We start from the raw sequence: 24,862 nt of genomic DNA on the forward strand, positions 1-24,862 counted from the left end.
CTGGCCTCGGCCAGGCTTCGTGCTATTCGAGGCCCCGAAGTAAAAAGTACCCGGCAGCCTTTTTAACCTGGATAACGTGATGCGCAGTCCCTATTGGTTGTTCCTCGTCCTGCTCCTGCTGCTGGGTGGCCTGCAGTACCGCCTGTGGGTGGGTAATGGCAGCCTGGCGCAAGTGACCGAGCTGAAGCAGCAGATTGCCGAGCAGCATGCCGAAAACGAGCGCTTGCTCGAGCGCAACCGCGTGCTCGATGCCGAAGTGCTGGAGCTGAAAAAAGGCATGGAGACCGTTGAAGAGCGGGCTCGCCACGAATTGGGGATGGTCAAAGAGGGCGAAACCCTCTTCCAGTTGCCACAGAAATGATCGAAACCTTACCGGCCTTCTGGGCTGTGATTCCTGCTGCGGGCGTAGGTGCCCGCATGGCTGCCGACCGCCCTAAGCAGTATCTGGAGCTGGCCGGGCAGACCATTCTCGAGCACAGCCTCGACTGTTTTCTTGGCCACCCGATGCTCAAGGGCGTGGTGGTCAGCATTGCCGAAGATGACCCGTACTGGCCTCGCCTGCGCTGCGCCAGCGACCCGCGCATCCAGCGCGCCGCGGGTGGCCGCGAGCGTGCCGACTCGGTGCTCAATGCATTGCTGATGCTGCATGCTCAAGGGGCGGCGGACAGCGACTGGGTGCTTGTGCATGATGCCGCGCGACCAAACCTGGCGCGCAGCGATCTGGACAAGCTGTTGTCGGAGCTGGCAGGCGACCCGGTGGGTGGCCTGCTGGCGGTGCCGGCGCGCGATACCCTCAAGCGGGCCGATGCCGATGGTCGGGTGGGCGCTACCGTCGACCGCAGCACCATCTGGCAGGCCTATACGCCGCAGATGTTCCGCCTGGGGGCGTTGCATCGGGCACTGGCCGAGTGCCTTGTGTCGGATGTGCTGGTGACCGACGAGTCCTCTGCCATCGAGTGGTCCGGCCAGGCGCCGCGGCTGGTCGAAGGGCGCAGCGACAACATCAAGGTGACCCGGCCGGAAGACTTGGAGTGGTTGCGCCAGCGTTGGGCAGGGCGCCGCTGAATTTCTTGCCCTGTGCCGGCCTCTTCGCGGGTAAACCCGCTCCCACAGGTATCGCACATCCCTTCAGGTTTGCGCTGTACCTGTGGGAGCGGGTTTACCCGCGAAGAGGCCAGACCAGCCAGCACAAGGTTTCAGTTCAAGCGATACTCCGGCAACCCCGCCAACCCTTCTTTCAGGTAATCCACCAGCCGCCGAACCTTCGGCGACAGGTGCCGCTGCTGCGGATACAGCGCCCACACCGCGGTATTCGGTGGCTGGTGCGCCTCAAGCAACGACACCAGCGCACCACTGTTCAAGTGCTCCAGCACGTAGTAATCCGGCAACTGGCACAACCCCATCCCCTGCAGCGCCGCGTCCAGCACCGCCTGCCCGCTGTTGCAACGCCAGTTGCCCTGGACTCGCTGGCTGATCTCGCGGCCGTCCTGCTGCAGCGCCCACAAATCCGAACTGCCTACCAGGCAGTTGTGCCGCGCCAGTTCCGACAGGCTGTGCGGCCGACCATAACGTTCCAGGTAGGCCGGCGAAGCGCACAGGTACATGCGCCGGGGTGCCAGGCGGGTTGCCACCAGTCGTGAGTCGGCCAGCCGGCCCAGGCGGATGGCCAGGTCCATGCCTTCATGCACCAGGTCGAGGGTATGGTTGCTCAGTTCCACATCCACCCGCAGCTGCGGGTAAAGCGCCATGAACCGCGTCACCAGCGGCACGATGAAACGCTCGCCGTAGGCCACCGCGCAGGTCATGCGCAGCAGCCCCTTGGGCTCGCTGGCCAGATCGCCCATGGCGCGTAGAGCTTCCTCGCGGCCATCCTGCAGGCGCTGGCAGTGCTGCAGGAATGTCTGCCCGGCCTCGCTCAGGGTCACCCGCCGGGTGCTGCGGTACAGCAGGCGCGTCTGCAGCCGTTCCTCCAGCCGGGCGATCTGCCGGCTGATGTGCGACGAGGAAACCCCCAGGCGCTCTGCGGCCGCGGTGAACTGGCCCGACTCGGCCACGGCGACGAACTCGTCGATGCCTTCCCAGCGGCTGCTCATTGATTATCCCTGTATGGCAATAATGTTTTGTCTTTGGCCTGATTATTCATCAAAAGTCGGTGAATTACACTGCCAGACTGAATCGACACTCTGTCTGGAGACCTTTGATGATCAAGTCCCGTGCTGCCGTAGCTTTCGAAGCCAAGAAACCCCTGGAAATCGTCGAAGTCGACGTGGCCATGCCCAAGGCCGGTGAAGTGCTGCTGCGGGTGGTCGCCAGCGGTGTCTGCCACACCGACGCCTACACCCTGTCGGGCGCCGACCCGGAGGGCATCTTCCCGTCGATCCTCGGTCACGAAGGTGGCGCGATCGTCGAGGCGGTAGGCGAGGGGGTCACCTCGGTCGCCGTCGGTGACCACGTCATTCCGCTGTACACCCCGGAATGCGGCAAGTGCAAGTTCTGCCTCTCGGGCAAGACCAACCTTTGCCAGGCCATCCGCGCCACCCAGGGCAAGGGCCTGATGCCGGACGGCACCACGCGCTTCTCCTACAAAGGCCAGCAACTGTTCCACTACATGGGTACCTCGACCTTCTCCGAGTACACCGTGCTGCCGGAAATTTCCGTGGCCAAGATCCAGAAAGAAGCGCCGCTGGAAAAGGTCTGCCTGCTGGGTTGCGGCGTCACCACCGGTATCGGCGCGGTGCTCAACACCGCCAAGGTCAAGGCGGGTGACACCGTGGCCATCTTCGGTCTGGGCGGCATCGGCCTGTCGGCAGTGATCGGTGCGGTCAAGGCCAAGGCGTCGCGCATCATTGCCATCGATATCAATCCGGCCAAGTTCGGGATCGCCCGTCAGCTGGGTGCTACCGACTGCATCAACCCGAAAGACTACGACCGCCCGATCCAGGAAGTGATCGTCGACCTCACCGACGGCGGCGTGGACTTCTCCTTCGAGTGCATCGGCAACGTGCAGCTGATGCGTGCTGCGCTGGAATGCTGCCACAAGGGCTGGGGCGAGTCGGTGATCATCGGCGTGGCCGGTGCCGGCCAGGAAATCGCCACCCGTCCGTTCCAGCTGGTCACCGGTCGCGTATGGCGTGGTTCGGCGTTCGGTGGCGTGCGTGGTCGCAGCGAGCTGCCGAGCTACGTGGAAATGTCCGAGAAGGGCGAGATCCCGCTGGATACCTTCATTACCCACACCATGGGCCTGGAAGACATCAACAAGGCCTTCGACCTGATGCATGAAGGCAAGAGCATCCGCAGCGTCATCCACTTCTGAGGTTTGCCATGAGCCTGGATAACATCTCCTGCCAGAAGAGCTTCGGCGGCTGGCACAAGCGTTACCGGCATCACTCCAAGGTGCTGGGTTGCGACATGGTGTTCGCCGTCTACCTGCCGCCGCAGGCCGAACAGGGCGAAAAGCTGCCGGTGCTGTATTGGCTCAGCGGCCTAACCTGCACCGACGAGAACTTCATGCAGAAGGCCGGCGCCCAGCGCCTAGCCGCGGAGCTTGGGTTGATCATCGTCGCCCCCGACACCAGCCCGCGTGGCGAGCAGGTGCCGGGCGACCCGGACGGTGCCTGGGACTTCGGCCTGGGTGCTGGCTTCTACCTCAATGCCACTCAGCAGCCCTGGGCCCAGCACTACCGCATGCACGACTATGTGGTGGAGGAGTTGCCCGCGTTGATCGAGGCGCACTTCCCGGCTTCGGGCGAGCGCAGCATCAGTGGCCACTCCATGGGTGGGCATGGCGCGCTGGTGTGCGCCTTGCGCAACCCGGGGCGCTACCGCTCGGTGTCGGCGTTCTCGCCGATCAGCAACCCGATGGATTGCCCGTGGGGCGAGAAAGCCTTCAGCCGCTACCTGGGTGAAGACCGTGCGCGCTGGCGCGAGTGGGATGCCAGCGTGCTGCTGGCCGAGGCTCCGGCCGGCGAATGCCCGCCGTTGCTGGTGGACCAGGGCGACCGTGACGACTTCCTCGAAAAGCAGCTCAAGCCTGAAGCGCTGGAGCAGGCGGCACGCAAAGGGGGGCATGAACTGACCCTGCGCCTGCAGCCTGGCTATGACCACAGCTACTACTTCATCGCCAGCTTCATCGAGGAGCATCTGCGTCATCATGCGGTGGCCTTGGGGCGGGTGTGAGGCGTAGCTGCGCGATCGCCTGTAGGAGCAGCCTTGTGCTGCGAATGGGCTGCGAAGCAGACCCTGGGTCTAACGCTATCGCCGATATTGCCGGGGCCGCTTTGCGGCCCATTCGCAGCACTAGGCTGCTCCTACAACGACGGCCCCAATACCGGTTAAAGCAGGTAGAATCACGCCCTGACTCATTCAGGGCGTTTTTCTATGCGTATTGGCCACGGCTACGATGTGCACCGTTTCTGCGACGGTGATTTCATTACCCTGGGCGGGGTGCGTATCCCCCACAAATACGGCCTCCTGGCCCACTCCGATGGCGACGTGCTGCTGCACGCCCTGAGCGATGCCTTGCTTGGCGCGGCGGCGCTGGGTGACATCGGCAAACATTTCCCCGACACCGATCCGCAGTTCAAGGGCGCCGACAGCCGGGTGCTGCTGCGTCATGTGGTCGGCATCGTCCAGGCCAAGGGCTGGAAGGTCGGCAACATCGACGCCACCATCGTCGCCCAGGCGCCGAAGATGGCCCCGCACATCGAGACCATGCGCAAGCTGATCGCCGAAGACCTGCAGGTCGAACTCGACCAGGTCAACGTCAAGGCTACCACCACCGAGAAGCTCGGCTTCACCGGCCGCGAGGAGGGCATCGCCGTGCATTCGGTAGCCCTGCTGCTGCCAGCATGACCGAACTGGAACTGCTGGGCCCGCGCGCATCGGGCGAACCACTGGGTACCGCCGTCCTCAAGGCGGTGGCCGAGGATTTCCAGGTCGACGAAGTACTGGACATCCCCCTCTCGGGCCAGGGCGAACACCTGTGGCTGTGGGTCGAGAAGCGTGACCTGAACACCGAGGAGGCGGCCCGCCGCCTGGCCCGTGCCGCTGGGGTGCCGGTGCGCACGATCAGCTACGCCGGCCTCAAGGACCGCCAGGCCCTGACCCGCCAGTGGTTCAGCCTGCACCTGCCCGGCAAGGCCGACCCGGACCTGTCGCGTGCCGAGGATGCCAGCCTGCGTGTGCTCAAGCAGGTGCGCCACCAGCGCAAGCTGCAGCGCGGTGCGCATTCGGCCAACGGCTTCACGCTGCGCCTGACTGCCTTGGCTGCCGATCACCAAGCGGTGGATGCGCGCCTGGAACAGCTCAAGCATTACGGTGTGCCGAATTATTTCGGCACCCAGCGCTTCGGCCACGGTGGCGGCAACGTTCACGACGCTCTTGATTGGGCCGCACGCAATGCCCTGCCCGAACAGCGCAACGTGCGTTCGCGGTTGCTCTCGGCCGGGCGCAGCTACCTGTTCAACCAGGTGCTGGCAGCCCGTGTTGCCGACGGCAGCTGGGCGCGTGCGCAGGTGGGCGACCTGTTGGCGTTCACCACGAGTCGTAGCTTCTTTCCTGCTGGGGAGTCGGAATGTTCCGATCCTCGGCTGGCGATTCTTGACCTGCATCCGACCGGCCCGCTGTGGGGGGCAGGCGATTCGCCGGCTACGGGGAGTACTGCGCAACAAGAGGATGCGATCGCCGCACGGCAGCCGGCACTTTGCCAGTGGCTGGCCCTGGCGGGCATGGATCACGAACGACGCATTCTGCGGCTCCCTATTGGCGGTCTTACGTGGCATTATCCCGAGCCTGATATCCTGCAACTGGAATTCGTCCTTCCGGCCGGATGTTTCGCCACCGTGGTGGTGCGCGAAATCGTGGATCTGGTGTCGGCGGGGCAGACGGACAGCTCATGCGTATTCTGATTTCGAACGACGACGGTGTTACCGCACCCGGCATCGCCGCGCTGCATGCTGCGCTGGTGGATTACGCCGAGTGCGTGGTTATTGCCCCGGATCAAGACAAGAGCGGCGCCAGCAGTTCGCTGACGCTGGACCGGCCACTGCACCCGCAGACCTTGGCCAATGGCTTCATCAGCCTCAACGGCACGCCGACCGACTGCGTGCATCTGGGGCTCAATGGGCTGTTGCCACAGGCGCCGGACATGGTTGTGTCGGGGATCAACCTCGGTGCCAACCTGGGTGACGACGTGCTCTATTCGGGCACGGTCGCGGCCGCGTTGGAAGGCCGTTTCCTCGGCGGTACCTCGCTGGCGTTTTCGCTGTTGTCGCGCCAGCCGGACAACCTGCCCACCGCGGCCCACATCGCCCGCCGCCTGGTCGAGGCTCAGTCGCGCCTGGCCTTGCCGCCGCGTACCGTGCTCAACGTCAATATCCCCAACCTGCCGCTGGAGCACATTCGTGGTATCCAGCTCACCCGCCTCGGTCACCGGGCGCGGGCGGCGGCGCCGACCAAGGTGGTCAACCCGCGCGGCAAGGAAGGCTACTGGATCGCTGTCGCCGGGGATGCCGAGGACGGTGGCCCGGGGACCGACTTCCATGCGGTGATGCAAGGCTATGTATCGATCACTCCGCTGCAGCTCGACCGCACCTTCAGTGATGCCTTCGAGCAGCTCGACGGTTGGCTGGAGGGCCTGCTCTGATGCGCGAGGACGATATGCTGCGGCGTGGCATCGGCATGACCTCCCAGCGCACCCGGGAGCGGCTGATCCAGCGCCTGTGCGAGGAGGGCGTTTCGAACACCAAGGTGCTCGACGTCATCCGTCGTACCCCGCGCCACCTGTTCGTCGACGAGGCGCTGGCGCATCGCGCCTACGAAGACACCGCGCTGCCGATCGGCCACAACCAGACGATCTCGCAGCCGTTCATGGTTGCCCACATGAGTGAACTGCTGCTCGAGGCCGGGCCGCTGGACAAGGTGCTGGAGATCGGCACCGGCTCGGGCTACCAGACGGCAATCCTGGCCCAGTTGGTCGAGCGGGTGTTCTCGGTGGAACGCATCAAGGTGCTGCAGGACCGGGCCAAGGAGCGCCTGGTGGAACTGAACCTGCGCAACGTGGTGTTCCGCTGGGGGGATGGTTGCGAAGGCTGGCCGGCGCTGGCGCCGTACAACGGCATCATCGTCACCGCCGTGGCGCCGGAAGTGCCGCAGGCATTGCTCGACCAGCTGGCGCCCGGTGGCCGTATGGTGATCCCGGTGGGGCCAGCCGGCGAAACCCAGCAGCTGATGCTGATCGTGCGCGAGGAGCATGGATTCTCCCGCCGCGTGCTGGGGGCCGTGCGCTTCGTACCGCTGCTCAACGGCCCGCTGGCCTGAACACTGCTGGTTCGAGTCGCGCGATATTTTTGCGCCAGCACCGAATTCTTGCTGCAACGCCCTGTCTATCTGGCGGGGTGAAGCGCTAGCGCACAGCGTGTTGCAAGGCTTTGCAGCAGTCTTTCACCAACCCTGCCAATGCGGGCGGGCTTGGTTATAATTGCAATAATATTGCATTTCTTGTCTTCATATCGTTTTCGGCACCATGAGGGGAGCGCGGGTGGGTCACACAGTCATTCGGCAGCGCAAGGACGGGTCGGGTTTCACGCTTCTGGTGATTGCACTGGCCATGGGCGCGCTACTGGTGGGTTGCTCGAGCACCAGCAGCAACAGCGCGCGGGTGGTCGACCGCAACAACACCGTGCCCAAGCGCCCGGCAGTAACCACCGGGCAGTACATCGTCAAACCTGGCGATACGCTGTTCTCCATCGCCTTCCGTTATGGCTGGGACTACAAGGAGCTGGCTGCGCGCAACGGTATCGCGGCGCCTTACACCATTCGCCCGGGGCAAGCGATTCGTTTCAGCAGCGGCTCTACCGGCAGCACCACGGTGGTGTCCAGCCCGTCGTCGTCGAGCAAGACCACGGTCATCCGGCGGCCTGTGGGAAGCACCAGCACACCTACTGGCAACACCAGCAAACCGGCCACGCCGGCAGCCTCCAGCAGCGCCCCGGTGGTCGCCACGGTGCCTGCCGCGGAGCGCGCGGTAGGTGGCTGGACCTGGCCTGCCAACGGCGTGCTGATTGGAAAATTCGCTTCAAACGGTAGTTTGAATAAAGGCATTGATATCGCCGGTGATTTGGGACAGCCTGTTTTTGCTGCGTCTGATGGTGCAGTGGTGTACGCCGGGAGTGGCTTGAGGGGCTACGGCGAACTGATCATCATCAAGCACAGCGATACCTACGTCAGTGCCTACGGCCATAACCGCAGGCTGTTGGTTCGGGAGGGGCAGCAGGTCAAGGCAGGGCAGTCGATTGCTGAAATGGGGTCCACGGGCACAGATCGGGTGAAGCTGCATTTCGAGATTCGCCGCCAGGGCAAACCCGTCGATCCGCTCCAGTTCCTGCCACGTCGTTGACCGTTGTACCCGGCCTGTTCCTGTGATGTAGAGGGGACAGGCTCCAGCGCTGCCAGGGAGATAGGTGCCGCTCGAGTCTGAGTTCGAACTCAGCAAAGGACTATAACAATGGCTCTCAGTAAAGAAGTGCCGGAGTTTGACATCGACGATGACCTGCTTCTGATGGAGACGGGAATCGTTTTGGAAACGGATGTGGTGTCAGACGAACCTGCTGTATCTTCGGTTCGGACGAGGGCCAAGTCGGGCTCTTCGCTCAAGCAACACAAGTACATCGATTACAGCCGGGCGCTCGATGCCACCCAGTTGTATCTCAACGAGATAGGATTCTCGCCTCTGCTTTCGCCGGAAGAGGAAGTGCACTTTGCGCGTCTGTCGCAAAAGGGCGACCCTGCCGGCCGCAAGCGCATGATCGAAAGCAACCTGCGCCTGGTTGTAAAAATTGCCCGTCGTTACGTGAACCGCGGCCTGTCGCTGCTCGACCTGATCGAGGAGGGCAACCTTGGGCTGATCCGTGCGGTCGAGAAGTTCGACCCGGAGCGTGGTTTCCGGTTCTCGACCTATGCGACCTGGTGGATTCGCCAGACCATCGAGCGGGCGATCATGAACCAGACCCGCACCATTCGCCTGCCGATCCACGTGGTCAAGGAACTGAACGTCTACCTGCGCGCTGCGCGCGAGCTGACCCAGAAACTGGACCACGAACCCTCGCCAGAAGAAATCGCCACGCTGCTGGAGAAACCGGTCGCCGAGGTCAAGCGCATGCTCGGCCTGAACGAGCGGGTGTCTTCGGTGGATGTGTCGCTCGGCCCGGACTCGGACAAGACCCTGCTCGATACCCTGACCGACGACCGCCCGACCGACCCATGCGAACTGCTGCAGGATGATGACCTGTCGCAGAGCATCGACCAGTGGCTGGGCGAGTTGACCGACAAGCAGCGTGAAGTGGTGGTGCGCCGCTTTGGCTTGCGCGGGCATGAAAGCAGCACCCTGGAAGATGTCGGACTGGAGATTGGCCTGACCCGCGAACGGGTGCGGCAGATCCAGGTCGAGGGGCTCAAGCGTTTGCGTGAGATTCTCGAGAAGAACGGCCTGTCCAGTGAGTCCTTGTTCCAGTAGCGGAAGCCTGTAGCACAAAGCGCCCCGATGATTTCGGGGCGTTTTTGTTTGTGGCGATCAGAGGTGTCCCATTCAAAATTGCGGGGGCGCTTTGCGCCCCTTTCGCGACACAAGGCCGCTCCCACAGGTATTTCATCGCCTTTGAATGTACCGCTATCCTGTGGGAGCGGCCTTGTGTCGCGAAAGGGCTGCAAAGCAGCCCCAAGACATTATGTACCGCGCTACCCCAATAACATTGCGTGTAAGCCTTTGCTTACTTGTTCTGTAAGCCTTCTATGTACGCTTCAGTAAATCATTGTCGTATACAGATCCTGCGTTTTCCCAACCTCTTGAAAATCCTGACTTATTCAGCTGTGAGGAAATGTGTCACCTGCAACACCCTGTGAGGTTTCGCGGTTGCCGGCCAGGCTCAAGTCGCTAGTATTCGAACTGTGCACAGGGACATGCACAGGCTTTCAGGAGGAAAGCCAGGGACATCGCAAGACGCGATTTCATCAGGATGATGTTTGGGACAAGCAGGGACTACGGAAAAAATGTGGGCGGGTCAAACCGCCCCTTTTTTTGCCTGCAGAAAACAAAAAAGGCCCCAAAGGGCCTTTTTAGTGTCCGGACGCTATCAGCGCTCCAGATCTGCAATCTTGCCAGTCTTGCCATCCCATTCCTCAGCGTCCGGCAGGGCGTCCTTACGCTCGGTGATGTTCGGCCAGATTTCCGCCAGTTCGGCGTTCAGCTCGATGAAGTTTTCCATGCCCGCAGGCACTTCGTCTTCCGAGAAGATGGCTTGCGCTGGGCATTCCGGCTCGCACAAGGCGCAGTCGATGCACTCGTCCGGATGGATGACCAGGAAGTTCGGGCCTTCGTAGAAGCAGTCCACCGGACAGACTTCCACGCAGTCGGTGTATTTGCATTTGATGCAGTTGTCGGTGACGACGAAGGTCATTTCTAATTCTCTCCTCAGGCGACGGCGGCGGCCCTTCCTCTCAGGGCCGCGCGGTTTACGGGTATGTGGCTGCAGGCCAGGCTAATAACCTGCAGCACCAGCAAACCGCGGCGGATTCTACCAGCTTGTAGTGGGCGCCGTTATAACAGGTTCTTTAGTTGATATAGCATTTCGATAGCTTGACGCGGGGTCATGTCGTCCAGTTGCAGCTTGCCCAGCTTCTCGATGGCCGGGTGTGGCAGGCTGGCGAACAGGTCGCTCTGGTGCGGGACCTGTGGCACGTCCTTGGCCTTTTGGGCCGGGGGTTGTTCATGCGGCAGGCTGGTGGTTTCCAGCCTCGCCAGGTGTTCACGGGCACGCTGGATGACGGCCGTCGGCACGCCGGCCAGCTGCGCCACGGCCAGGCCGTAGCTCTGGCTGGCAGGACCAGGCAGCACGTGGTGCAGGAATACGATGCGTTCGTTGTGTTCGGTGGCGTTCAGGTGCACGTTGGCCACCAGTGGCTCGCTTTCCGGCAGCACGGTGAGTTCGAAGTAGTGCGTGGCGAACAGCGTGTAGGCGCGCAGCTGGGCCAGGCGCTCTGCGGCAGCCCAGGCCAGCGACAGGCCGTCGAAAGTACTGGTGCCGCGGCCCACTTCATCCATCAGCACCAGGCTGCGGTCGGTGGCATTGTGCAAGATGTTGGCGGTTTCGCTCATCTCGACCATGAAGGTCGAGCGGCCGCCGGCCAGGTCGTCGCTGGAGCCAATGCGGGTGAAGATGCGGTCGACCAGCGACAGCTCGCAGCTGGCAGCAGGCACGAAGCTGCCGATATGCGCCAGCAGCACGATCAGGGCGGTCTGGCGCATGTAGGTGGACTTACCGCCCATGTTCGGGCCGGTGATGATCAGCATGCGCGTGCTGTTGTCCAGGCCCAGGTCGTTGGCCACGAACGGTGTGGTCAGTACCTGTTCCACCACTGGGTGACGGCCCTGCTCGATGCGCAGGCACGGCTCGTCTACGAAGCGTGGGCAGTTCAGGTCGAGGTTCAGTGCACGTTCGGCCAGGTTGCTGAGCACGTCCAGTTCGGCCAGGGCGGCGGCGCTGTCCTGCAGCGGTGCCAGGTGGCTGATCAGGGTTTCCAGCAGGGCATCGTAGAGCATCTTTTCGCGGGCCAGGGCGCGGCTCTTGGCCGACAGCGCCTTGTCCTCGAACGCCTTCAGCTCCGGGGTGATGAAGCGCTCGGCGCCCTTTAGGGTCTGACGGCGGATGTAGTCCCCCGGGGCCTGCTCGGCCTGCTTGGTCGGCAGTTCGATGAAGTAGCCATGCACTCGGTTGTAGCCGACCTTGAGGTTGGCCAGGCCGGTGCGGGCCTTTTCCCGGGCTTCCAGGTCGATCAGGAACTGGCCGGCGTTCTCGCTGATCGCCAGCAGCTCGTCCAGTTCGTTGTCATAGCCGGCCTTGAGCACGCCGCCATCGCGGATCACCGCCGGCGGGTTGTCGATGATCGCCCGCTCCAGCAGGCTGGCCAGTTCGGGATAGGTGCCGGTAATGGCGGCCAGGCGCGCCAGGTGCGGTGCCTCCAGCTCGGCCATGGCATTCTGCAACTCGGGTAGCGCCCCAAGGGCATCGCGCAGGCGTGCCAGATCGCGTGGGCGGGCGTTGCGCAGGCCGATGCGGGCGAGAATCCGCTCGATATCGCCAATTTCCTTGAGTTGCGGCTGCAGCTTCTCGAAGCGGTAGCCATCGAGCAGGCAACGGATCGAGTCCTGGCGCGCCTGCAGCACCTTGAGATCGCGCAACGGGCGGTTCAACCAGCGGCTCAGCAAACGGCTGGCCATGGCGGTCTGGCAGCGGTCGACCACCGACTGCAGGGTGTTGTCTCGGCCGCCGGCCAGGTTGATGTCCAGCTCCAGGTTGCGGCGGCTGGCACCGTCGAGAATGACCGTATCGTCCAGGCGTTCGTGGCGCAGGCTGCGCAGGTGCGGCAGGGCGGTGCGCTGGGTTTCCTTGGCGTAGATCAGCAGGCAACCGGCGGCGCCGATGGCCAGGGTCAGCTTGTCGCAGCCAAAGCCCTTGAGGTCCTTGGTCGCGAACTGCTGGCACAGGGCCTTGCGCGCCGAGTCGCGGTCGAATTCCCATGGCGCACGGCGACGGGCGCCCGGTCGTTTCTCGGCAGGCAGGTCGCGCGGCCAGTCGTCGGGGATCAACAGCTCGACCGGGTTGAGGCGCTCGAGCTCGGCCAGCAGGTTTTCCCAGCCCTTGATCTCCTGCACGCTGAAGTTGCCACTGGTGATGTCCAGTACGGCCAGGCCGAACAGGCGCTCGTCCCCGAGCAGCGCGGCAATCAGGTTGTCGCGACGCTCGTCGAGCAGGGCCTCGTCGCTGACCGTACCCGGGGTGATGATGCGCACCACCTGACGTTCCACCGGGCCCTTGCTGGTGGCAGGGTCGCCAATCTGCTCGCAGATCACCACCGATTCGCCGAGCTTGACCAGCTTGGCCAGGTAGCCTTCCAGCGAATGGAACGGAATCCCGCACATGGGGATGGACTGGCCGGCCGACTGACCGCGCGCGGTCAGGGTGATGTCCAGCAGTTTTGCGGCTTTTTTCGCATCTTCGTAGAAGATCTCGTAGAAGTCGCCCATGCGGTAGAACATCAGCTGGTCCGGGTGCTGGTTCTTCAGCTTCCAGTACTGCTGCATCATCGGGGTGTGTGCGGAGAAGTCGGAAATTGCTTTATTCATCAATGGCTTAGAAAGTAGGTCTCAATATTGTGGGGCAAATTGGGGCGTTCTGTGTTGCATGCACGACGCCGAGACCCACCGGATTTTCAAGCCGCATAGATTAACACGGCTACCCGGCAGGCTGTACCTGCAAGTCCGGCGAGTGCACAGGGATGCGCTGAAGGCAGGTTGACATCATGGTGCCTCCATGGAGAATTGCCTGCCTTCGCCCATCAGGGATGGCTTGCCTGACGCATTCGCGGTGGCCCGTGGCCCGGTAAAAAGTTATTGCAACAGGTTGATTAGTGCAGTGAGCGCAATTCGTTTTGATGTAGATGCGGTTTTTTGTATTTCCCTCGACACCCGCGCTGACCGGCGCACGCTGTTCAGCGAAACCATCGGGCGACAGCTCGACAACGAAGTGCACTTTCATGTCGTCGAGAAAAACAGCGACCCCAAGCGCGGTTGCTACGAGTCCCATCAGCAACTGGCCCGTCATGCGCTGGACAATGGCCTAGATCGAATCCTGATCTTCGAAGACGATGCCAAGGCGTATGAGTTCAAGCCTTCGCGGGTGCGCTGGGTAAACCGCTTCATGCAGAAACGGCCCTTCGAGGCCTTGCACCTGGGTTATTCCATGGGGCGAACCTGGCTGACCTGGTTCCCGTTCATCGCCCGCGGGCGGGTGGTGGCCCTGCATGCCTATGTGCTGTCGCGCGAGGGCTGTCGGATCCTGGCAGAGACGCCCTACGATGGCACCCCGGTGGATGTGGTGGTCAAACACCGGATCCGCCAGCACTGCGTGTTCCCCATGATGTTCCGCCAGCACGCCGCCGCCGTGGCCGGTAGCGACCTGGAACAGGTGGTGCGCAATGAGGACGAGTGGTGGGAGCGCAACTGGACCAAGCATCGTCGTTCACCGATGAAGAACATCTGGCGGACCGTGCTTCGGCTGAATTTCTGATTGGTGTGGGCTTGAGGTGCATGCCTTGAGAGGTTTGGCGCCTGCGAGATAGAGCGCCGCGCGGGCGGCGCTCGATCTTACAGGCGCCAAAAATCCAGAGGCGAACATGCTCGGGCCCAGCACGCCGCCAGACGCTCATCCTCCACCCCCATCCCCAAAATGCTAGGGTAGAGGGCAGCCTTCAAGGAGCCCGACATGGACCCGATCACCACGCTTTCCACCCGCCTGGGTGAACACCTGCGCCGCTTCAACGCGCAGGTGACCACCGCCGAATCCTGCACCGGTGGCGGCATCGCCGAGGCCATCACCCGCGTGCCCGGCAGCTCGGCCTGGTTCGAGGCTGGGTACGTGACCTATTCCAACACCCAGAAAACCCGTCAGCTGGGAGTGCCCGCGGCGTTGTTCGGCCAGGTTGGCGCGGTCAGCCAGGAAGTGGTCGAAGCGATGGTCCGCGGCGCCCAGGCCGCCAGCGGCGCGCGCTTTGCCGTGGCGGTGAGCGGCGTGGCCGGGCCGGACGGTGGTTCGCCGGGCAAACCGGTGGGCACCGTGTGGCTGGCCTGGGGCGACGGCAACCATGTGTTCAGCGAGCGGCGCCAGTTTGACGGCGACCGCGAGGCGGTGCGCCGACAGACGGTGATCGCCGCGTTAGACGGCTTGTTACAGCTTGGTGCCGAGTAAATCGACGACAGGGGTTTGCGCGAGCGCCTGCCTGTGGAATAATACTGGCTACTTATACAGGTATTCCGGCCGTCAGGGCCAAGTCGAACACGTGAGGATTTCAATGGACGACAACAAGAAGCGCGCCTTGGCTGCGGCCCTGGGTCAGATCGAACGCCAATTCGGCAAGGGCGCCGTCATGCGCATGGGCGACCACGAGCGCCAGGCTATCCCTGCCATCTCCACCGGCTCGCTGGGTCTGGACATCGCCCTGGGCATCGGCGGCCTGCCAAAAGGCCGTATCGTCGAGATCTACGGCCCGGAATCGTCGGGTAAGACCACGCTGACCCTGTCGGTCATCGCCGAAGCCCAGAAAAACGGCGCCACCTGCGCCTTCGTCGACGCCGAACACGCCCTCGACCCCGAGTACGCCGGCAAGCTGGGCGTCAACGTCGACGACCTGCTGGTTTCGCAGCCGGACACCGGCGAACAGGCCCTGGAAATCACCGACATGCTGGTGCGTTCCAACGCTGTTGACGTGATCATCGTCGACTCCGTTGCTGCCCTGGTACCGAAGGCCGAGATCGAAGGCGAAATGGGTGACATGCACGTGGGTCTGCAGGCGCGCCTGATGTCCCAGGCGCTGCGCAAGATCACCGGTAACATCAAGAACGCCAACTGCCTGGTCATCTTCATCAACCAGATCCGTATGAAGATCGGTGTGATGTTCGGCAGCCCGGAAACCACCACTGGTGGTAACGCCCTGAAGTTCTACGCCTCGGTGCGTCTGGATATTCGCCGTACCGGTGCGGTCAAGGAAGGCGACGAGGTGGTCGGTAGCGAAACCCGCGTCAAGATCGTCAAGAACAAGGTTTCGCCGCCCTTCCGTCAGGCCGAGTTCCAGATCCTCTACGGCAAAGGTATCTACCGTAACGGCGAGATCATTGACCTGGGTGTTTCCCAAGGCCTGGTCGAGAAGTCCGGTGCCTGGTACGCCTACCAGGGCAACAAGATCGGTCAAGGCAAGGCAAACGCTGCCAAGTACTTGGCTGAGAACCCGGCTATTGGTGCCGAGATCGAGAAGCAGATTCGCGAGAAGCTGCTGACCTCTGGTGCTGTTGCGGCTGCTGGTAAGGCTGCTGCTGCCGAAGCCGATGCCGATGACATGGCCGACGCTGACGCCGGCTATTGATTGCGCGGTAGATAGCCGAACATGTCCGCCGTACTCGACACCCCCGTCGCCATCCGGCGGACAGCCATGGACCTGCTTGCGCGACGTGAGCACGGTCGCGTCGAGCTGACGCGCAAGTTGCGTCAGCGCGGCGCTTCGGACGAGTTGATTGGGCCTGAACTCGATCGGCTCGCCGAAGAAGGGTTGCTTAGCGAAGCCCGCTACCTCGAAAGTTTCATCCGGTACCGTTCAAGCTCCGGCTATGGCCCTGCGCGTATTCGCGAAGAGCTAGGCCAGCGCGGTTTGGCGCGTGCTGATATCGAGCAGGCGCTACGCGAGAGCGAGGTGGACTGGGGCGAGCGCATGCGTGACGTATGGCAGCGCAAGTTTGCCGGGCAGCGCCCGCAAGATCCCCGCGGCCGTGCCCAGCAGACCCGGTTTCTGGCTTACCGGGGTTTCCCCATGGACATGATCGGCCGGCTGCTCAGTGGGCGTGATCTCGACGATTACTGAGGGCTGGGGCCGTTTTACAGTCCTTTGCGGGAGCGGACCTGTGTCACGATCAACTGACCTTCAACGCCTCCCTGGCCCGCTGCGTCGTATGCATGGGCTGCGGCTTGGCCCAGTTCTCCGGCAGGTTGATGAAATCCACCAGCTCGCGCAGCCTGCCCTGATCCCGGCCATTGAAGGCAAATGACAAACGGGTCAGGTGGTTGAAGTTGCCCACTTCGTGCTCGGCGCTGCTGTCAGGTTGCTGGTGGTACTTGCCACTCAAACGCAAATCGGCAAAGCCTTCCTGGATGTCATACAGCGCCGCTTCGCTGAGCGGGTGATGCATGCGGATCACGAACTGGCTCTTCAGCCAGCGGCTGGAGTGGTAGTTGCTGTAGAACTGGTTGATTTCCTCCACTGCCTCGTCAGCGCTGTGCACCAGGCGCAGCAGTTTCAGGTCGCTGGGCAAGATGTAGCGGTTTTCCTCCAGTTGGCGGCTGATGAAGTCCAGGCAGTCGCGCCAGAAGCTGCCACCTGGTGAGTCCAGCAGCACCACCGGTACCAGCGGGCTCTTGCCGGTCTGGATCAGGGTCAGCACCTCCAATGCTTCATCCAAAGTGCCGAAACCACCCGGGCACAGCACCAGGCCATCGGCCTCCTTGACGAAGAACAGCTTGCGGATGAAGAAGAAATGGAACGGCAGCAGCTTGTCGGTGCCATCTACCGTGGGGTTGGCGTGTTGTTCGAAGGGTAGGGTGATGTTGAATCCCAGGCTGTGGTCGCTGCCGGCGCCTTCGTGGGCGGCTGCCATGATGCCGCCGCCGGCACCGGTTATTACCATCAGGTCGGAGCGCGCCAGGGTTGCGCCCAGTTCGCGGGCCAGGGCGTACATCGGGTGTTCCAGCGGGGTGCGCGCCGAGCCGAACACGGTCACCTTGCGGCGGTCCTTGTAGCGTTCCAGGGTGCGGAACGAATGGTCCAGTTCGCGCAGGGCCTGCAGGGTGATCTTGGCGCTCCAGCGGTCGGTGTCGTCATGGGCCATGCGCAGGATGGTCAGCATCATGTCGCGGTACAGCGCCAGGTTGGGGCTGTTCGGTGCCACCAGTTGCAGTTGTGCGTCGATGTTGCTCAGGTCGATGTTGTTGTCGCGGAAATGGCTGAACAGCAGTTCACTCGATTGGTAAGGCATGCAACGTCTCCTTCTGCACCTATACCTCTGACCTCAATCTAGACCCTTGCGCTCAATCCTGCCGGGGGTGTTCGACACAGCCGCCCGTCGGCATGCAGCCACGGGGGATGCGGGTTTGGTTAACTGGGTAAAGCGAAACGTGTCGATGCAGGAGGTGGCGGTATGCATCGCTTGATCATCGAAGTTGACCGGCAGCTTTACCAGCAGCTGGAGAATGCGGCCCAGATGCATCACCTGAGCCTGGAGAACGAGTGCCGGCGCAGGCTGTCGGGGCTGGAATGCCAGTCGCGCTACCTGCAGGCGCTGCTGGCAGAGATGCGCGCTGATGCCGCTGAGGGGCGCTGGTGCGCCCGTGAAGACGAGAAGGCGTAGCGATCCGAGCTGGTTTACTTCTTCTTGTTGCCGGCCACGCAGCTGGCATTGTCGAACGCCTGGTCCATGATCGGCTGGTTGGTCTTGTATACCGTGAAGCGGTAGACCATCACCGCGCCTTTGGACATCAGGTTACGGAAACCGCTGTTGCGGCAGACGCTATCACCCAGCTGGCTGCGGACCTGTTCGGGGTTGGCCTGCATGCGCGCGGCATGGTCCTGGCGCACGCTCAGGTGGTTGACCAGTGCCTTGCCTTCCACCGTGTAACCCTGGTCGAGGATGTCCTCGTTGATGGCTCGCGGGGTGCCGACACTGCTCTCTTTGGCAACCTTCTGCAGCATGTTGTTCAGGTCGTATTCCTGCTTGGAAGCCGCCTGGGCTGCCAGGGGCAGGGCGAGCAACAGGCTCAGGGCGGGGACGATACGGCGCAGCATGAATCTCTCCTGGTTCGATGACTGGCGCTTTGACATGCGCGGGTCGACGGCGTTCCCTGAAAATCGCGCAGGCGCGACGCTGGGGTACGGTAAAGCAGCGATTATAAGGACCGCGTCGCCACCTGCACAGCAATTGCCCCCTGTTCTGGTAGACTGGCGCCCTTAGTTTTCTCCGAGTCATCCTTGTGTCCATTCCCAACCTGTCCAGAGGCCTGCCGGCATGAGCCATGCGGTAGCGCGCCTGCGCGCCGAACGCCTGGCTCGCAGCAACAAGCCCTTTATCGCCCGTGGTTCACGTGCCGAACGCTGCCCCGATTGCCGGGTCATCGCCACTCATTGCCTGTGCGCCTGGAAGCCGCGGGTGCAGGCCGAGTCCGGCGTGTGCCTGCTGATGCATGACACCGAGCCACTGAAGCCTACCAATACCGGCTGGCTGATCGCCGACCTGATCGAGGACACCTCGGCTTTCGGCTGGCTGCGCACTTCGGTCGACGAACGCTTGCTGGCGTTGCTGGACGACCCGCGTTGGCAGCCCTACATCGTCTTCCCCGGCGAATTCGTTGCCCAGGAGCGAGTGGTCAGCGAGGTAGTGCGCGAGCCCGGCAAGCGTCCGCTGTTCATCCTGCTGGATGCCACCTGGACCGAAGCGCGCAAGATGTTCCGCAAAAGCCCGTACCTTGATCGCTTCCCGGTGTTGAGCCTGCAGGCCGAGCAGATGTCCCGCTACCGCTTGCGCCGCTCCAAGCGCGATGATCACTTCTGTACCGCGGAAGTCGCGGCCATGTGCCTGGACCTTGCCGGCGATACCCAGGCCTCGCAGGCGCTGGACGCCTACCTGGATGTGTTCAGCCTGCATTACCTGAGCGGCAAGCGTCGCCTGCCGCTGGACGAGCAGGACGACACCCACCAGCGTTTGCATACCTTCCTATAGTCCAAGGGGCACAACCCCTGCTTTGGTTCATAATGACCCTTACCCGAGTGCCCGACACAGAACAGGATCCCCAGATCGATGGCCACTTACGAAATCCTGATTGCCGATGACCACCCGCTGTTCCGTGGCGCCTTGCGCCAGGCCGTTACCCTCGGCCTGGGCCCGGATGTACGCCTGGTAGAAGTTGCCAGCATTGCCGAACTGGAAACCCGTCTGAGCGAAAAAGACAACTGGGACCTGGTGTTGCTGGACTTGAACATGCCGGGTGCCTACGGTTTTTCCGGGCTGGTGCTGCTGCGCGGGCAATACCCGCAGATCCCCGTGGTGATGGTATCGGCGCAGGAAGAGGCTGCAGTGGTGGTCAAGTCCCGCGAATTTGGCGCCAGTGGCTTCATTCCCAAGTCCAGCACCCTGGAAGTGATCCAGGATGCGGTGCGCAAGGTGCTCGACGGCGAGGTCTGGTGGCCGCCGCAGGCGTTCGAAAAGGTCGATGTCTCGGCCGAGGCCAAGGCCGCCAGCGAAGGCCTTGCCAGCCTCACGCCGCAGCAGTTCCGCGTGCTGACCATGGTCTGCGAAGGCTTGCTGAACAAGCAGATCGCCTATGAGCTGAACGTGTCGGAAGCGACCATCAAGGCCCACGTGACCGCGATCTTCCGCAAGCTGGGTGTGCGTACCCGCACCCAGGCGGCGTTGTTGCTGCAACAACTTGAATCGGTTGCCAGCAGCTGAGTGCGCGTGGCTTCACGCTTTTTTGACCCGTGCCGGTCTAGTCTGCTGGCCTTTCCGTTGTGAAGTGACTCACATGACATCGCCATTCAAGGGCCAGACCGGCCTCAAACGTATCCTCAACGCCGCCGGCTATTCGCTGGACGGCCTGCGCGCCGCCTTCAAGGGCGAGGCCGCGTTCCGCCAGCTGGTGCTGCTCAACGTGCTGTTGGTCCCGATCGCCTTCTGGCTGCCGGTCAGCCGTGCGGAGCGGGCGATCATGATCGCCGTGTGCCTGTTGGGCTTGATCGTCGAACTGTTCAATTCGGCGGTGGAAGCAGCCATCGACCGCATTTCGCTGGAGCGCCACCCGCTGTCGAAAAACGCCAAGGACATGGGCAGCGCCGCGCAGCTGGTGGCACTGACCATGGTGGCGCTGGTGTGGGGTGTGATCCTGCTTTAAGCGATCGGTGGCAACACGATCTCGTCACTGCGTGTGAAACCCGCGGTGAAGTTGCGGCACAGTTCGAGAAATTCGCGCATGGCCGAGGTCTGGTACTTCTGTTTGTGCCAGATGAAGTAGAACTGGCGCATCAGGTCCAGCTCCGGGGTTTCCACCGCTACCAGGCTGCCGCGGCGGAAGGCGTCACGCAGGGCAAGGCGCGAGATGCAGCCGATGCCCAGGCCCGACTCCACCGCGCGCTTGATGGCTTCGGTGTGTTCCAGCTCCAGGCGGATGTTGAGGTTGGTGCGGTGGTGGCGCATGGCCTGGTCGAAGGTCAGGCGCGTGCCTGAGCCCTGTTCGCGCAGGATCCACGCCTCCTGGGACAAGGTCTGTACATCGGCGCGCCCCAGTTTGGCCAGCGGATGCTGAGGCGCGCAGAACACCACAAGTTCGTCCTCGACCCAGGGCTGCACTTCCAGGTCCGGGTGGTTGCAATCGCCTTCGATCAGACCCAGATCAATTTCGTAATGCGCCACCTGTTGCACGATATGCGCAGTGTTCTGCACATGCAGCTTCACCTGGCTTTCCGGGTGCACCTGCATGAAGCTGCCGATCAACAGGGTGGCCAGGTAGTTGCCGATGGTCAGCGTGGCGCCGACTGCCAGCGAGCCGAAACCGGACTTGCCGTTGAGCAGGTCTTCGATTTCCTTGGCCTGGTCGAGCAGGGCCACTGCCTGCGGCAACAGTTGCTGGCCCAGGGCGTTGAGGCTCAGGCGCTTGCCGGCGCGGTCGAACAGCTGGCAGCTGGACTGTCGCTCAAGCTCGGTGATCGAGGTGCTGGCGGCCGACTGCGACAAGGCCAGCACACTGGCGGCGCGCGAAACGCTCTGGTGCTGGGCCACGGCAACGAAGACTTGCAGTTGACGAAGTGTAAATCGCATATCGATATAACCGATAACACATATCTTGATAATCCAGTTAACAGATATTGTCGCTGCCCCTAAACTATCGCGCAACTGCGCGTCTTGCGCGCGCCGCGTCTTTCTTCAGGAGCCCCATTAAATGAGCAACATGAACCACGAACGTGTCCTCAGTGTGCACCACTGGAACGACACCCTGTTCAGCTTCAAGTGCACCCGCGACCCGGGCCTGCGCTTCGAGAACGGTCAGTTCGTGATGATCGGCCTGCAACAAGAAAGCGGCCGTCCGCTCATGCGCGCCTATTCCATCGCCTCGCCGAACTGGGAAGAGCATCTGGAGTTCTTCAGCATCAAGGTGCCGGACGGTCCGCTGACCTCGCAGCTGCAGCACCTGAAGGAAGGCGACGAGATCATCATCAGCAAGAAGCCTACCGGTACCCTCGTACTCGACGACCTGAACCCGGGCAAGCACTTGTACCTGCTGAGCACCGGCACTGGCCTGGCACCGTTCATGAGTGTCATCCAGGACCCGGAAACCTACGAGCGCTTCGAGAAAGTGATCCTGGTGCACGGCGTGCGCTACGTGAACGAAGTGGCCTACCGCGAGTTCATCACCGAGCACCTGCCGCAGAACGAGTTCTTCGGTGAGTCGGTTCGCGACAAGCTGATCTACTACCCGACCGTGACCCGTGAACCGTTCGAGAATCAGGGCCGCCTGACCGACCTGATGCGCAGCGGCAAGCTGTTCAGCGACATCGGCCTGCCACCGATCAACCCGCAGGACGACCGCGCGATGATCTGCGGCAGCCCGAGCATGCTCGACGAAACCAGCGAAGTGCTGGACAGCTTCGGTCTGAAGATCTCCCCGCGCATGCGCGAGCCGGGTGACTACCTGATCGAGCGTGCCTTCGTCGAGAAGTAAGGCGCAGGCTGATGCAAAAGAAGGCGACCCCCGGGTCGCCTTTCTTGTGCCTGTGATTCATATATCGCCTGTACCGGCCCTATCGCCGGCAAGCCAGCTCCCACAGGAGTCCCACAACATTTGAAACCTGTGCCGAACCTGTGGGAGCTGGCTTGCCGGCGATGAGGCCAGTGCAGGCAAACCCCAATCTATTCCACGCGCGTCTCGCCGCTATACACCAATATCTCCCGACACCGCTTGCACAGGTAGCGCCGCCCTTGGCGCACCAGCTTGTGCCGCTGCGCGGTAAACGGGAAGTCGCTCTGCGGGCAGGGGCAGCGGTAGATGTAGCGGGTCACCACGCGCCTTTGCACTTCGTAGTTGTGGCAACGGTTGGGCGGCAGTTCATACACCCCGCGCATGATCAGCTGCCACTCTTCGCCATGGGCCTGGATGCGGTCGCCGAACAGATGGTGTGCCACCAGGTGCGCCACCTCATGGGCCACGGTCTGGCGCAGGAAGTCTTCCTGGTTTTCGCGGTAAAGCTGCAGGTTGAAGCGCAGCAGGTTCTCGTGCAGGTGGGCGACGCCGGCTTTTTGCCCGCGCAGCTTGAAGCTGATTTCCGGGCGTGGGAAGGGGCGTTTGAAGAAGGTTTCAGCTTGCTGGTAACAGGTTTCGACGCGTTGTCTGAGCAGCTCGGGCATGGCGGGGTGGTTCTCCTGACCGGACATTATGCCGCAACCCCGGGCAACCTGCCGAGCCACCGGTCAGCGCACAGCCAGAGGCCGCCTTGCGGCGGCCCCAGGTTTGATGCCCCAGTGTTGGTCGAGTCTGTTCTAGTTGGTGTAGACGGGCCCCACGCCCAGTCCCCAGATGATCACCGTGGCGGCCATGATCGCCACCAGTACCACAAGGCCTACCGCCAGCACCGAGCTGGAGAACAGGAAGCCTTCGTCGGACGGTATGTTCATGAACGTCGGCAAACCGACGTACAACAGGTACACCGTGTAGCAGATGGCGGCCGTGCCGATCAGCATGCCCAGCCACAGGTGCGGGTACAGCGCCGCCAGGCCGCCGATGAACAACGGTGTGGCGGTGTAGGTGGCAAAGGCGATGCACTGTGCCATGGACGGGTTGGCATCGTAGGTACGGGCCATCCAGTGGATGAACGCCCCCATTACCGCCACCCCGGCAAGCATCGCCAGGTACGACATGATGCTCATCCAGATGGCGCTTTCCATGGTCAGCATCACCGCTGGCCGGTCGCCGATCACCCAGCCGACCTGGGTTGTACCGATGAATGCCGAAACGGCGGGGATCGCAGCCAGGATCAGGGTGTGCGTCAGGTACATGTGGCTGATGGTTTCTTCTTCGCCACGAATTTCCCGCCATTCCTGGTCGGGATGGGTAAACAGCCCCACAACGTGATGAATCATGCCGATCACTCCTCTCAATGTTGCCAAACGCCCCCCAGATGGAGCGCAAGCGGCCCTAGGCCCGAACACCGAAGCAAGCGGTAATGTGGCCTTATGTCGCAGTATAGGAAGCCGTTACCCGCATAAACCGTGCTTTTTAGAGCAAATTGCGCTGTAAGACGCGCTGTTGATTACAATGAAGTCTTTATCGGAATGCCTACAGCGCCGCCGCGTTTGTGCGTAAAATAGCCGGCTTTTGTCACACCTCGCGGATCCAAGCGCTATGGGCACCCTCTCGGTCAACCAGAACAAACTGCAAAAACGCCTGCGTCGTCTCGCCGGCGAAGCCATCACCGACTACAACATGATCGAGGATGGCGACAAGGTCATGGTCTGCCTGTCCGGCGGCAAGGACAGCTACACCATGCTCGACGTTCTGTTGCACCTGCAGAAGGTGGCACCGATCAAGTTCGAGATCGTCGCGGTGAACATGGACCAGAAGCAGCCGGGGTTCCCCGAGCATGTGCTGCCGGCCTACCTGAAGGAAGTGGGCGTCGAGTACCACATTGTCGAGAAGGACACCTATTCGGTGGTCAAGGAGCTTGTCCCCGAGGGCAAGACCACCTGCTCGCTGTGTTCGCGCCTGCGCCGTGGCACCCTGTACACCTTTGCCGACGAAATCGGCGCGACCAAGATGGCGCTGGGGCACCACCGCGACGATATCGTCGAAACCTTCTTCCTCAACATGTTCTTCAACGGTGCGCTCAAGGGCATGCCGCCGAAGCTGCGTGCCGACGATGGCCGCAACGTGGTGATCCGCCCGCTGGCCTACTGCAGCGAGAAGGATATCCAGGCCTACTCGGACATGAAGGAATTCCCGATCATCCCGTGCAACCTGTGCGGTTCGCAGGAAAACCTGCAGCGCCAGGTGGTCAAGGACATGCTGGTGGAGTGGGAGCGCAAGCACCCGGGGCGTACCGAGAGCATCTTCCGCGCCCTGCAGAACGTGGCACCGTCGCAGTTGGCCGACCGCAACCTGTTCGACTTCACCAGCCTGAAGATCGACGAGAACGCCACCCCACGTTTCCTTGACGTGCTGAACATCTGAGC

Annotated in this window: 28 protein-coding genes; 20 read left to right on the forward strand and 8 right to left on the reverse strand. The window is 62.5% G+C overall.

Annotated elements, in window-relative coordinates; translation table 11 throughout:
- Window positions 1–79 precede the first annotated feature (79 nt).
- Window positions 80–361 carry a cell division protein FtsB gene (gene ftsB, locus ACK56M_RS06485; protein WP_004375443.1) on the forward strand — a complete coding sequence of 94 codons (282 nt, stop codon included), beginning with the start codon at window positions 80–82 and terminating at the stop codon, window positions 359–361.
- Window positions 358–1,065 carry a 2-C-methyl-D-erythritol 4-phosphate cytidylyltransferase gene (gene ispD / locus ACK56M_RS06490; RefSeq protein WP_015269204.1) on the forward strand — a complete coding sequence of 236 codons (708 nt, stop codon included), beginning with the start codon at window positions 358–360 and terminating at the stop codon, window positions 1,063–1,065. The genes ftsB and ispD overlap by 4 nt, the downstream gene beginning before the upstream one ends.
- Window positions 1,066–1,196: 131 nt before the next feature.
- Here the strand turns inward: ispD and ACK56M_RS06495 are convergent, their stop codons facing one another.
- Window positions 1,197–2,093, reverse strand: a complete 897-nt coding sequence (locus tag ACK56M_RS06495) for a LysR substrate-binding domain-containing protein (protein ID WP_015269205.1) — start codon at window positions 2,091–2,093, stop codon at window positions 1,197–1,199.
- Window positions 2,094–2,200: 107 nt separating this feature from the next.
- On the opposite strand from ACK56M_RS06495, the gene ACK56M_RS06500 reads away from it, so the two are divergent.
- From ACK56M_RS06500 to rpoS, 8 genes are all read left to right on the forward strand, one after another.
- Window positions 2,201–3,313, forward strand: a complete 1,113-nt coding sequence (locus ACK56M_RS06500; RefSeq protein ID WP_411959309.1) for an S-(hydroxymethyl)glutathione dehydrogenase/class III alcohol dehydrogenase — start codon at window positions 2,201–2,203, stop codon at window positions 3,311–3,313.
- An 8-nt stretch (window positions 3,314–3,321) separates the two neighbouring features.
- Window positions 3,322–4,176 (forward strand): S-formylglutathione hydrolase, encoded by an 855-nt coding sequence (gene fghA / locus ACK56M_RS06505; protein WP_054573190.1) that lies wholly within the window; start codon window positions 3,322–3,324, stop codon window positions 4,174–4,176.
- A gap of 201 nt (window positions 4,177–4,377) precedes the next feature.
- Entirely contained in the window at window positions 4,378–4,851 is a 474-nt protein-coding gene (ispF, locus tag ACK56M_RS06510) for a 2-C-methyl-D-erythritol 2,4-cyclodiphosphate synthase (protein WP_015269207.1), read from the forward strand.
- A complete protein-coding gene (gene truD, locus ACK56M_RS06515) occupies window positions 4,848–5,906 on the forward strand; it encodes a tRNA pseudouridine(13) synthase TruD (RefSeq protein ID WP_015269208.1) in 1,059 nt (352 codons plus the stop codon). Before ispF ends, truD begins: the two co-directional genes overlap by 4 nt.
- Complete coding sequence (gene surE, locus ACK56M_RS06520; RefSeq protein WP_013971274.1) at window positions 5,894–6,643, forward strand: 5'/3'-nucleotidase SurE; 750 nt, start codon at window positions 5,894–5,896, stop codon at window positions 6,641–6,643. The genes truD and surE overlap by 13 nt, the downstream gene beginning before the upstream one ends.
- A 35-nt stretch (window positions 6,644–6,678) precedes the next feature.
- Complete coding sequence (locus tag ACK56M_RS06525; protein WP_015269209.1) at window positions 6,679–7,317, forward strand: protein-L-isoaspartate(D-aspartate) O-methyltransferase; 639 nt, start codon at window positions 6,679–6,681, stop codon at window positions 7,315–7,317.
- 220 nt (window positions 7,318–7,537) lie between these two features.
- Window positions 7,538–8,395: a peptidoglycan DD-metalloendopeptidase family protein gene (locus ACK56M_RS06530; RefSeq protein WP_061303132.1), complete on the forward strand. Its 858-nt coding sequence runs from the start codon at window positions 7,538–7,540 to the stop codon at window positions 8,393–8,395.
- Between the two features lie 108 nt (window positions 8,396–8,503).
- Window positions 8,504–9,511: an RNA polymerase sigma factor RpoS gene (gene rpoS, locus ACK56M_RS06535; protein ID WP_013971277.1), complete on the forward strand. Its 1,008-nt coding sequence runs from the start codon at window positions 8,504–8,506 to the stop codon at window positions 9,509–9,511.
- A gap of 616 nt (window positions 9,512–10,127) precedes the next feature.
- On the opposite strand, the gene fdxA is transcribed toward rpoS, so the two are convergent.
- Both fdxA and mutS read right to left on the reverse strand, forming a co-directional pair.
- Window positions 10,128–10,451 carry a ferredoxin FdxA gene (gene fdxA / locus ACK56M_RS06540; protein ID WP_004375459.1) on the reverse strand — a complete coding sequence of 108 codons (324 nt, stop codon included), beginning with the start codon at window positions 10,449–10,451 and terminating at the stop codon, window positions 10,128–10,130.
- A gap of 140 nt (window positions 10,452–10,591) precedes the next feature.
- Window positions 10,592–13,165 (reverse strand): DNA mismatch repair protein MutS, encoded by a 2,574-nt coding sequence (mutS, locus tag ACK56M_RS06545; protein WP_411959610.1) that lies wholly within the window; start codon window positions 13,163–13,165, stop codon window positions 10,592–10,594.
- A gap of 301 nt (window positions 13,166–13,466) precedes the next feature.
- Between mutS and ACK56M_RS06550 the strand changes: the two genes are divergently transcribed.
- The 4 genes from ACK56M_RS06550 (at window position 13,467) to recX (ending at window position 16,461) form a co-directional block, all read left to right on the forward strand.
- Window positions 13,467–14,120 carry a hypothetical protein gene (locus ACK56M_RS06550; protein WP_015269212.1) on the forward strand — a complete coding sequence of 218 codons (654 nt, stop codon included), beginning with the start codon at window positions 13,467–13,469 and terminating at the stop codon, window positions 14,118–14,120.
- 195 nt (window positions 14,121–14,315) lie between these two features.
- Window positions 14,316–14,798: a CinA family protein gene (locus ACK56M_RS06555; protein WP_015269213.1), complete on the forward strand. Its 483-nt coding sequence runs from the start codon at window positions 14,316–14,318 to the stop codon at window positions 14,796–14,798.
- A gap of 103 nt (window positions 14,799–14,901) precedes the next feature.
- On the forward strand, window positions 14,902–15,969 hold the full coding sequence (recA, locus tag ACK56M_RS06560) for a recombinase RecA (RefSeq protein ID WP_015269214.1): 1,068 nt from the start codon (window positions 14,902–14,904) through the stop codon (window positions 15,967–15,969).
- 21 nt (window positions 15,970–15,990) lie between these two features.
- Window positions 15,991–16,461 carry a recombination regulator RecX gene (gene recX, locus ACK56M_RS06565; protein WP_054573188.1) on the forward strand — a complete coding sequence of 157 codons (471 nt, stop codon included), beginning with the start codon at window positions 15,991–15,993 and terminating at the stop codon, window positions 16,459–16,461.
- 49 nt (window positions 16,462–16,510) lie between these two features.
- Here recX and ACK56M_RS06570 read toward each other — a convergent pair whose 3' ends face one another.
- The gene (locus ACK56M_RS06570; RefSeq protein WP_015269216.1) at window positions 16,511–17,629 is read right to left on the reverse strand and encodes an LOG family protein; all 1,119 of its coding nucleotides are present in this window, start codon (window positions 17,627–17,629) and stop codon (window positions 16,511–16,513) included.
- Between the two features lie 162 nt (window positions 17,630–17,791).
- Here ACK56M_RS06570 and ACK56M_RS06575 point away from each other — a divergent pair, with 162 nt between their 5' ends.
- Window positions 17,792–18,001 carry a hypothetical protein gene (locus tag ACK56M_RS06575; RefSeq protein ID WP_004375471.1) on the forward strand — a complete coding sequence of 70 codons (210 nt, stop codon included), beginning with the start codon at window positions 17,792–17,794 and terminating at the stop codon, window positions 17,999–18,001.
- Window positions 18,002–18,015: 14 nt separating this feature from the next.
- On the opposite strand, the gene ACK56M_RS06580 is transcribed toward ACK56M_RS06575, so the two are convergent.
- Window positions 18,016–18,435 carry a quorum-sensing-regulated virulence factor family protein gene (locus ACK56M_RS06580; RefSeq protein ID WP_013971343.1) on the reverse strand — a complete coding sequence of 140 codons (420 nt, stop codon included), beginning with the start codon at window positions 18,433–18,435 and terminating at the stop codon, window positions 18,016–18,018.
- A 220-nt stretch (window positions 18,436–18,655) separates the two neighbouring features.
- Between ACK56M_RS06580 and ACK56M_RS06585 the strand changes: the two genes are divergently transcribed.
- The 3 genes from ACK56M_RS06585 to ACK56M_RS06595 all read left to right on the forward strand — a co-directional run bounded on the left by ACK56M_RS06585 (window position 18,656) and on the right by ACK56M_RS06595 (window position 20,534).
- Entirely contained in the window at window positions 18,656–19,366 is a 711-nt protein-coding gene (locus ACK56M_RS06585; RefSeq protein WP_013971344.1) for a tRNA-uridine aminocarboxypropyltransferase, read from the forward strand.
- 78 nt (window positions 19,367–19,444) lie between these two features.
- Window positions 19,445–20,095 (forward strand): response regulator transcription factor ErdR, encoded by a 651-nt coding sequence (gene erdR, locus ACK56M_RS06590; RefSeq protein WP_015269217.1) that lies wholly within the window; start codon window positions 19,445–19,447, stop codon window positions 20,093–20,095.
- Window positions 20,096–20,168: 73 nt separating this feature from the next.
- Window positions 20,169–20,534: a diacylglycerol kinase gene (locus tag ACK56M_RS06595; RefSeq protein WP_015269218.1), complete on the forward strand. Its 366-nt coding sequence runs from the start codon at window positions 20,169–20,171 to the stop codon at window positions 20,532–20,534.
- Here the strand turns inward: ACK56M_RS06595 and finR are convergent.
- Window positions 20,531–21,457 carry a LysR family transcriptional regulator FinR gene (gene finR / locus ACK56M_RS06600; protein WP_004375481.1) on the reverse strand — a complete coding sequence of 309 codons (927 nt, stop codon included), beginning with the start codon at window positions 21,455–21,457 and terminating at the stop codon, window positions 20,531–20,533. The genes ACK56M_RS06595 and finR overlap by 4 nt on opposite strands.
- A gap of 121 nt (window positions 21,458–21,578) precedes the next feature.
- On the opposite strand from finR, the gene fpr reads away from it, so the two are divergent.
- The gene (gene fpr / locus ACK56M_RS06605; protein ID WP_004375483.1) at window positions 21,579–22,358 is read left to right on the forward strand and encodes a ferredoxin-NADP reductase; all 780 of its coding nucleotides are present in this window, start codon (window positions 21,579–21,581) and stop codon (window positions 22,356–22,358) included.
- Window positions 22,359–22,546: 188 nt separating this feature from the next.
- Here fpr and ACK56M_RS06610 read toward each other — a convergent pair whose 3' ends face one another.
- Window positions 22,547–23,041, reverse strand: coding sequence for a SprT family zinc-dependent metalloprotease (locus tag ACK56M_RS06610; RefSeq protein ID WP_013971347.1), 495 nt, complete (start codon window positions 23,039–23,041; stop codon window positions 22,547–22,549).
- A gap of 132 nt (window positions 23,042–23,173) precedes the next feature.
- Window positions 23,174–23,773 carry a Yip1 family protein gene (locus ACK56M_RS06615; RefSeq protein ID WP_003252385.1) on the reverse strand — a complete coding sequence of 200 codons (600 nt, stop codon included), beginning with the start codon at window positions 23,771–23,773 and terminating at the stop codon, window positions 23,174–23,176.
- 262 nt (window positions 23,774–24,035) lie between these two features.
- On the opposite strand from ACK56M_RS06615, the gene ttcA reads away from it, so the two are divergent.
- Window positions 24,036–24,860, forward strand: a complete 825-nt coding sequence (gene ttcA, locus ACK56M_RS06620) for a tRNA 2-thiocytidine(32) synthetase TtcA (protein WP_015269219.1) — start codon at window positions 24,036–24,038, stop codon at window positions 24,858–24,860.
- Window positions 24,861–24,862: the final 2 nt, after the last annotated feature.

Origin of the sequence: Pseudomonas sp. s4 (assembly GCF_046764235.1) — a bacterium.
Classification (GTDB): Bacteria; Pseudomonadota; Gammaproteobacteria; order Pseudomonadales; family Pseudomonadaceae; genus Aquipseudomonas; species Aquipseudomonas asiatica.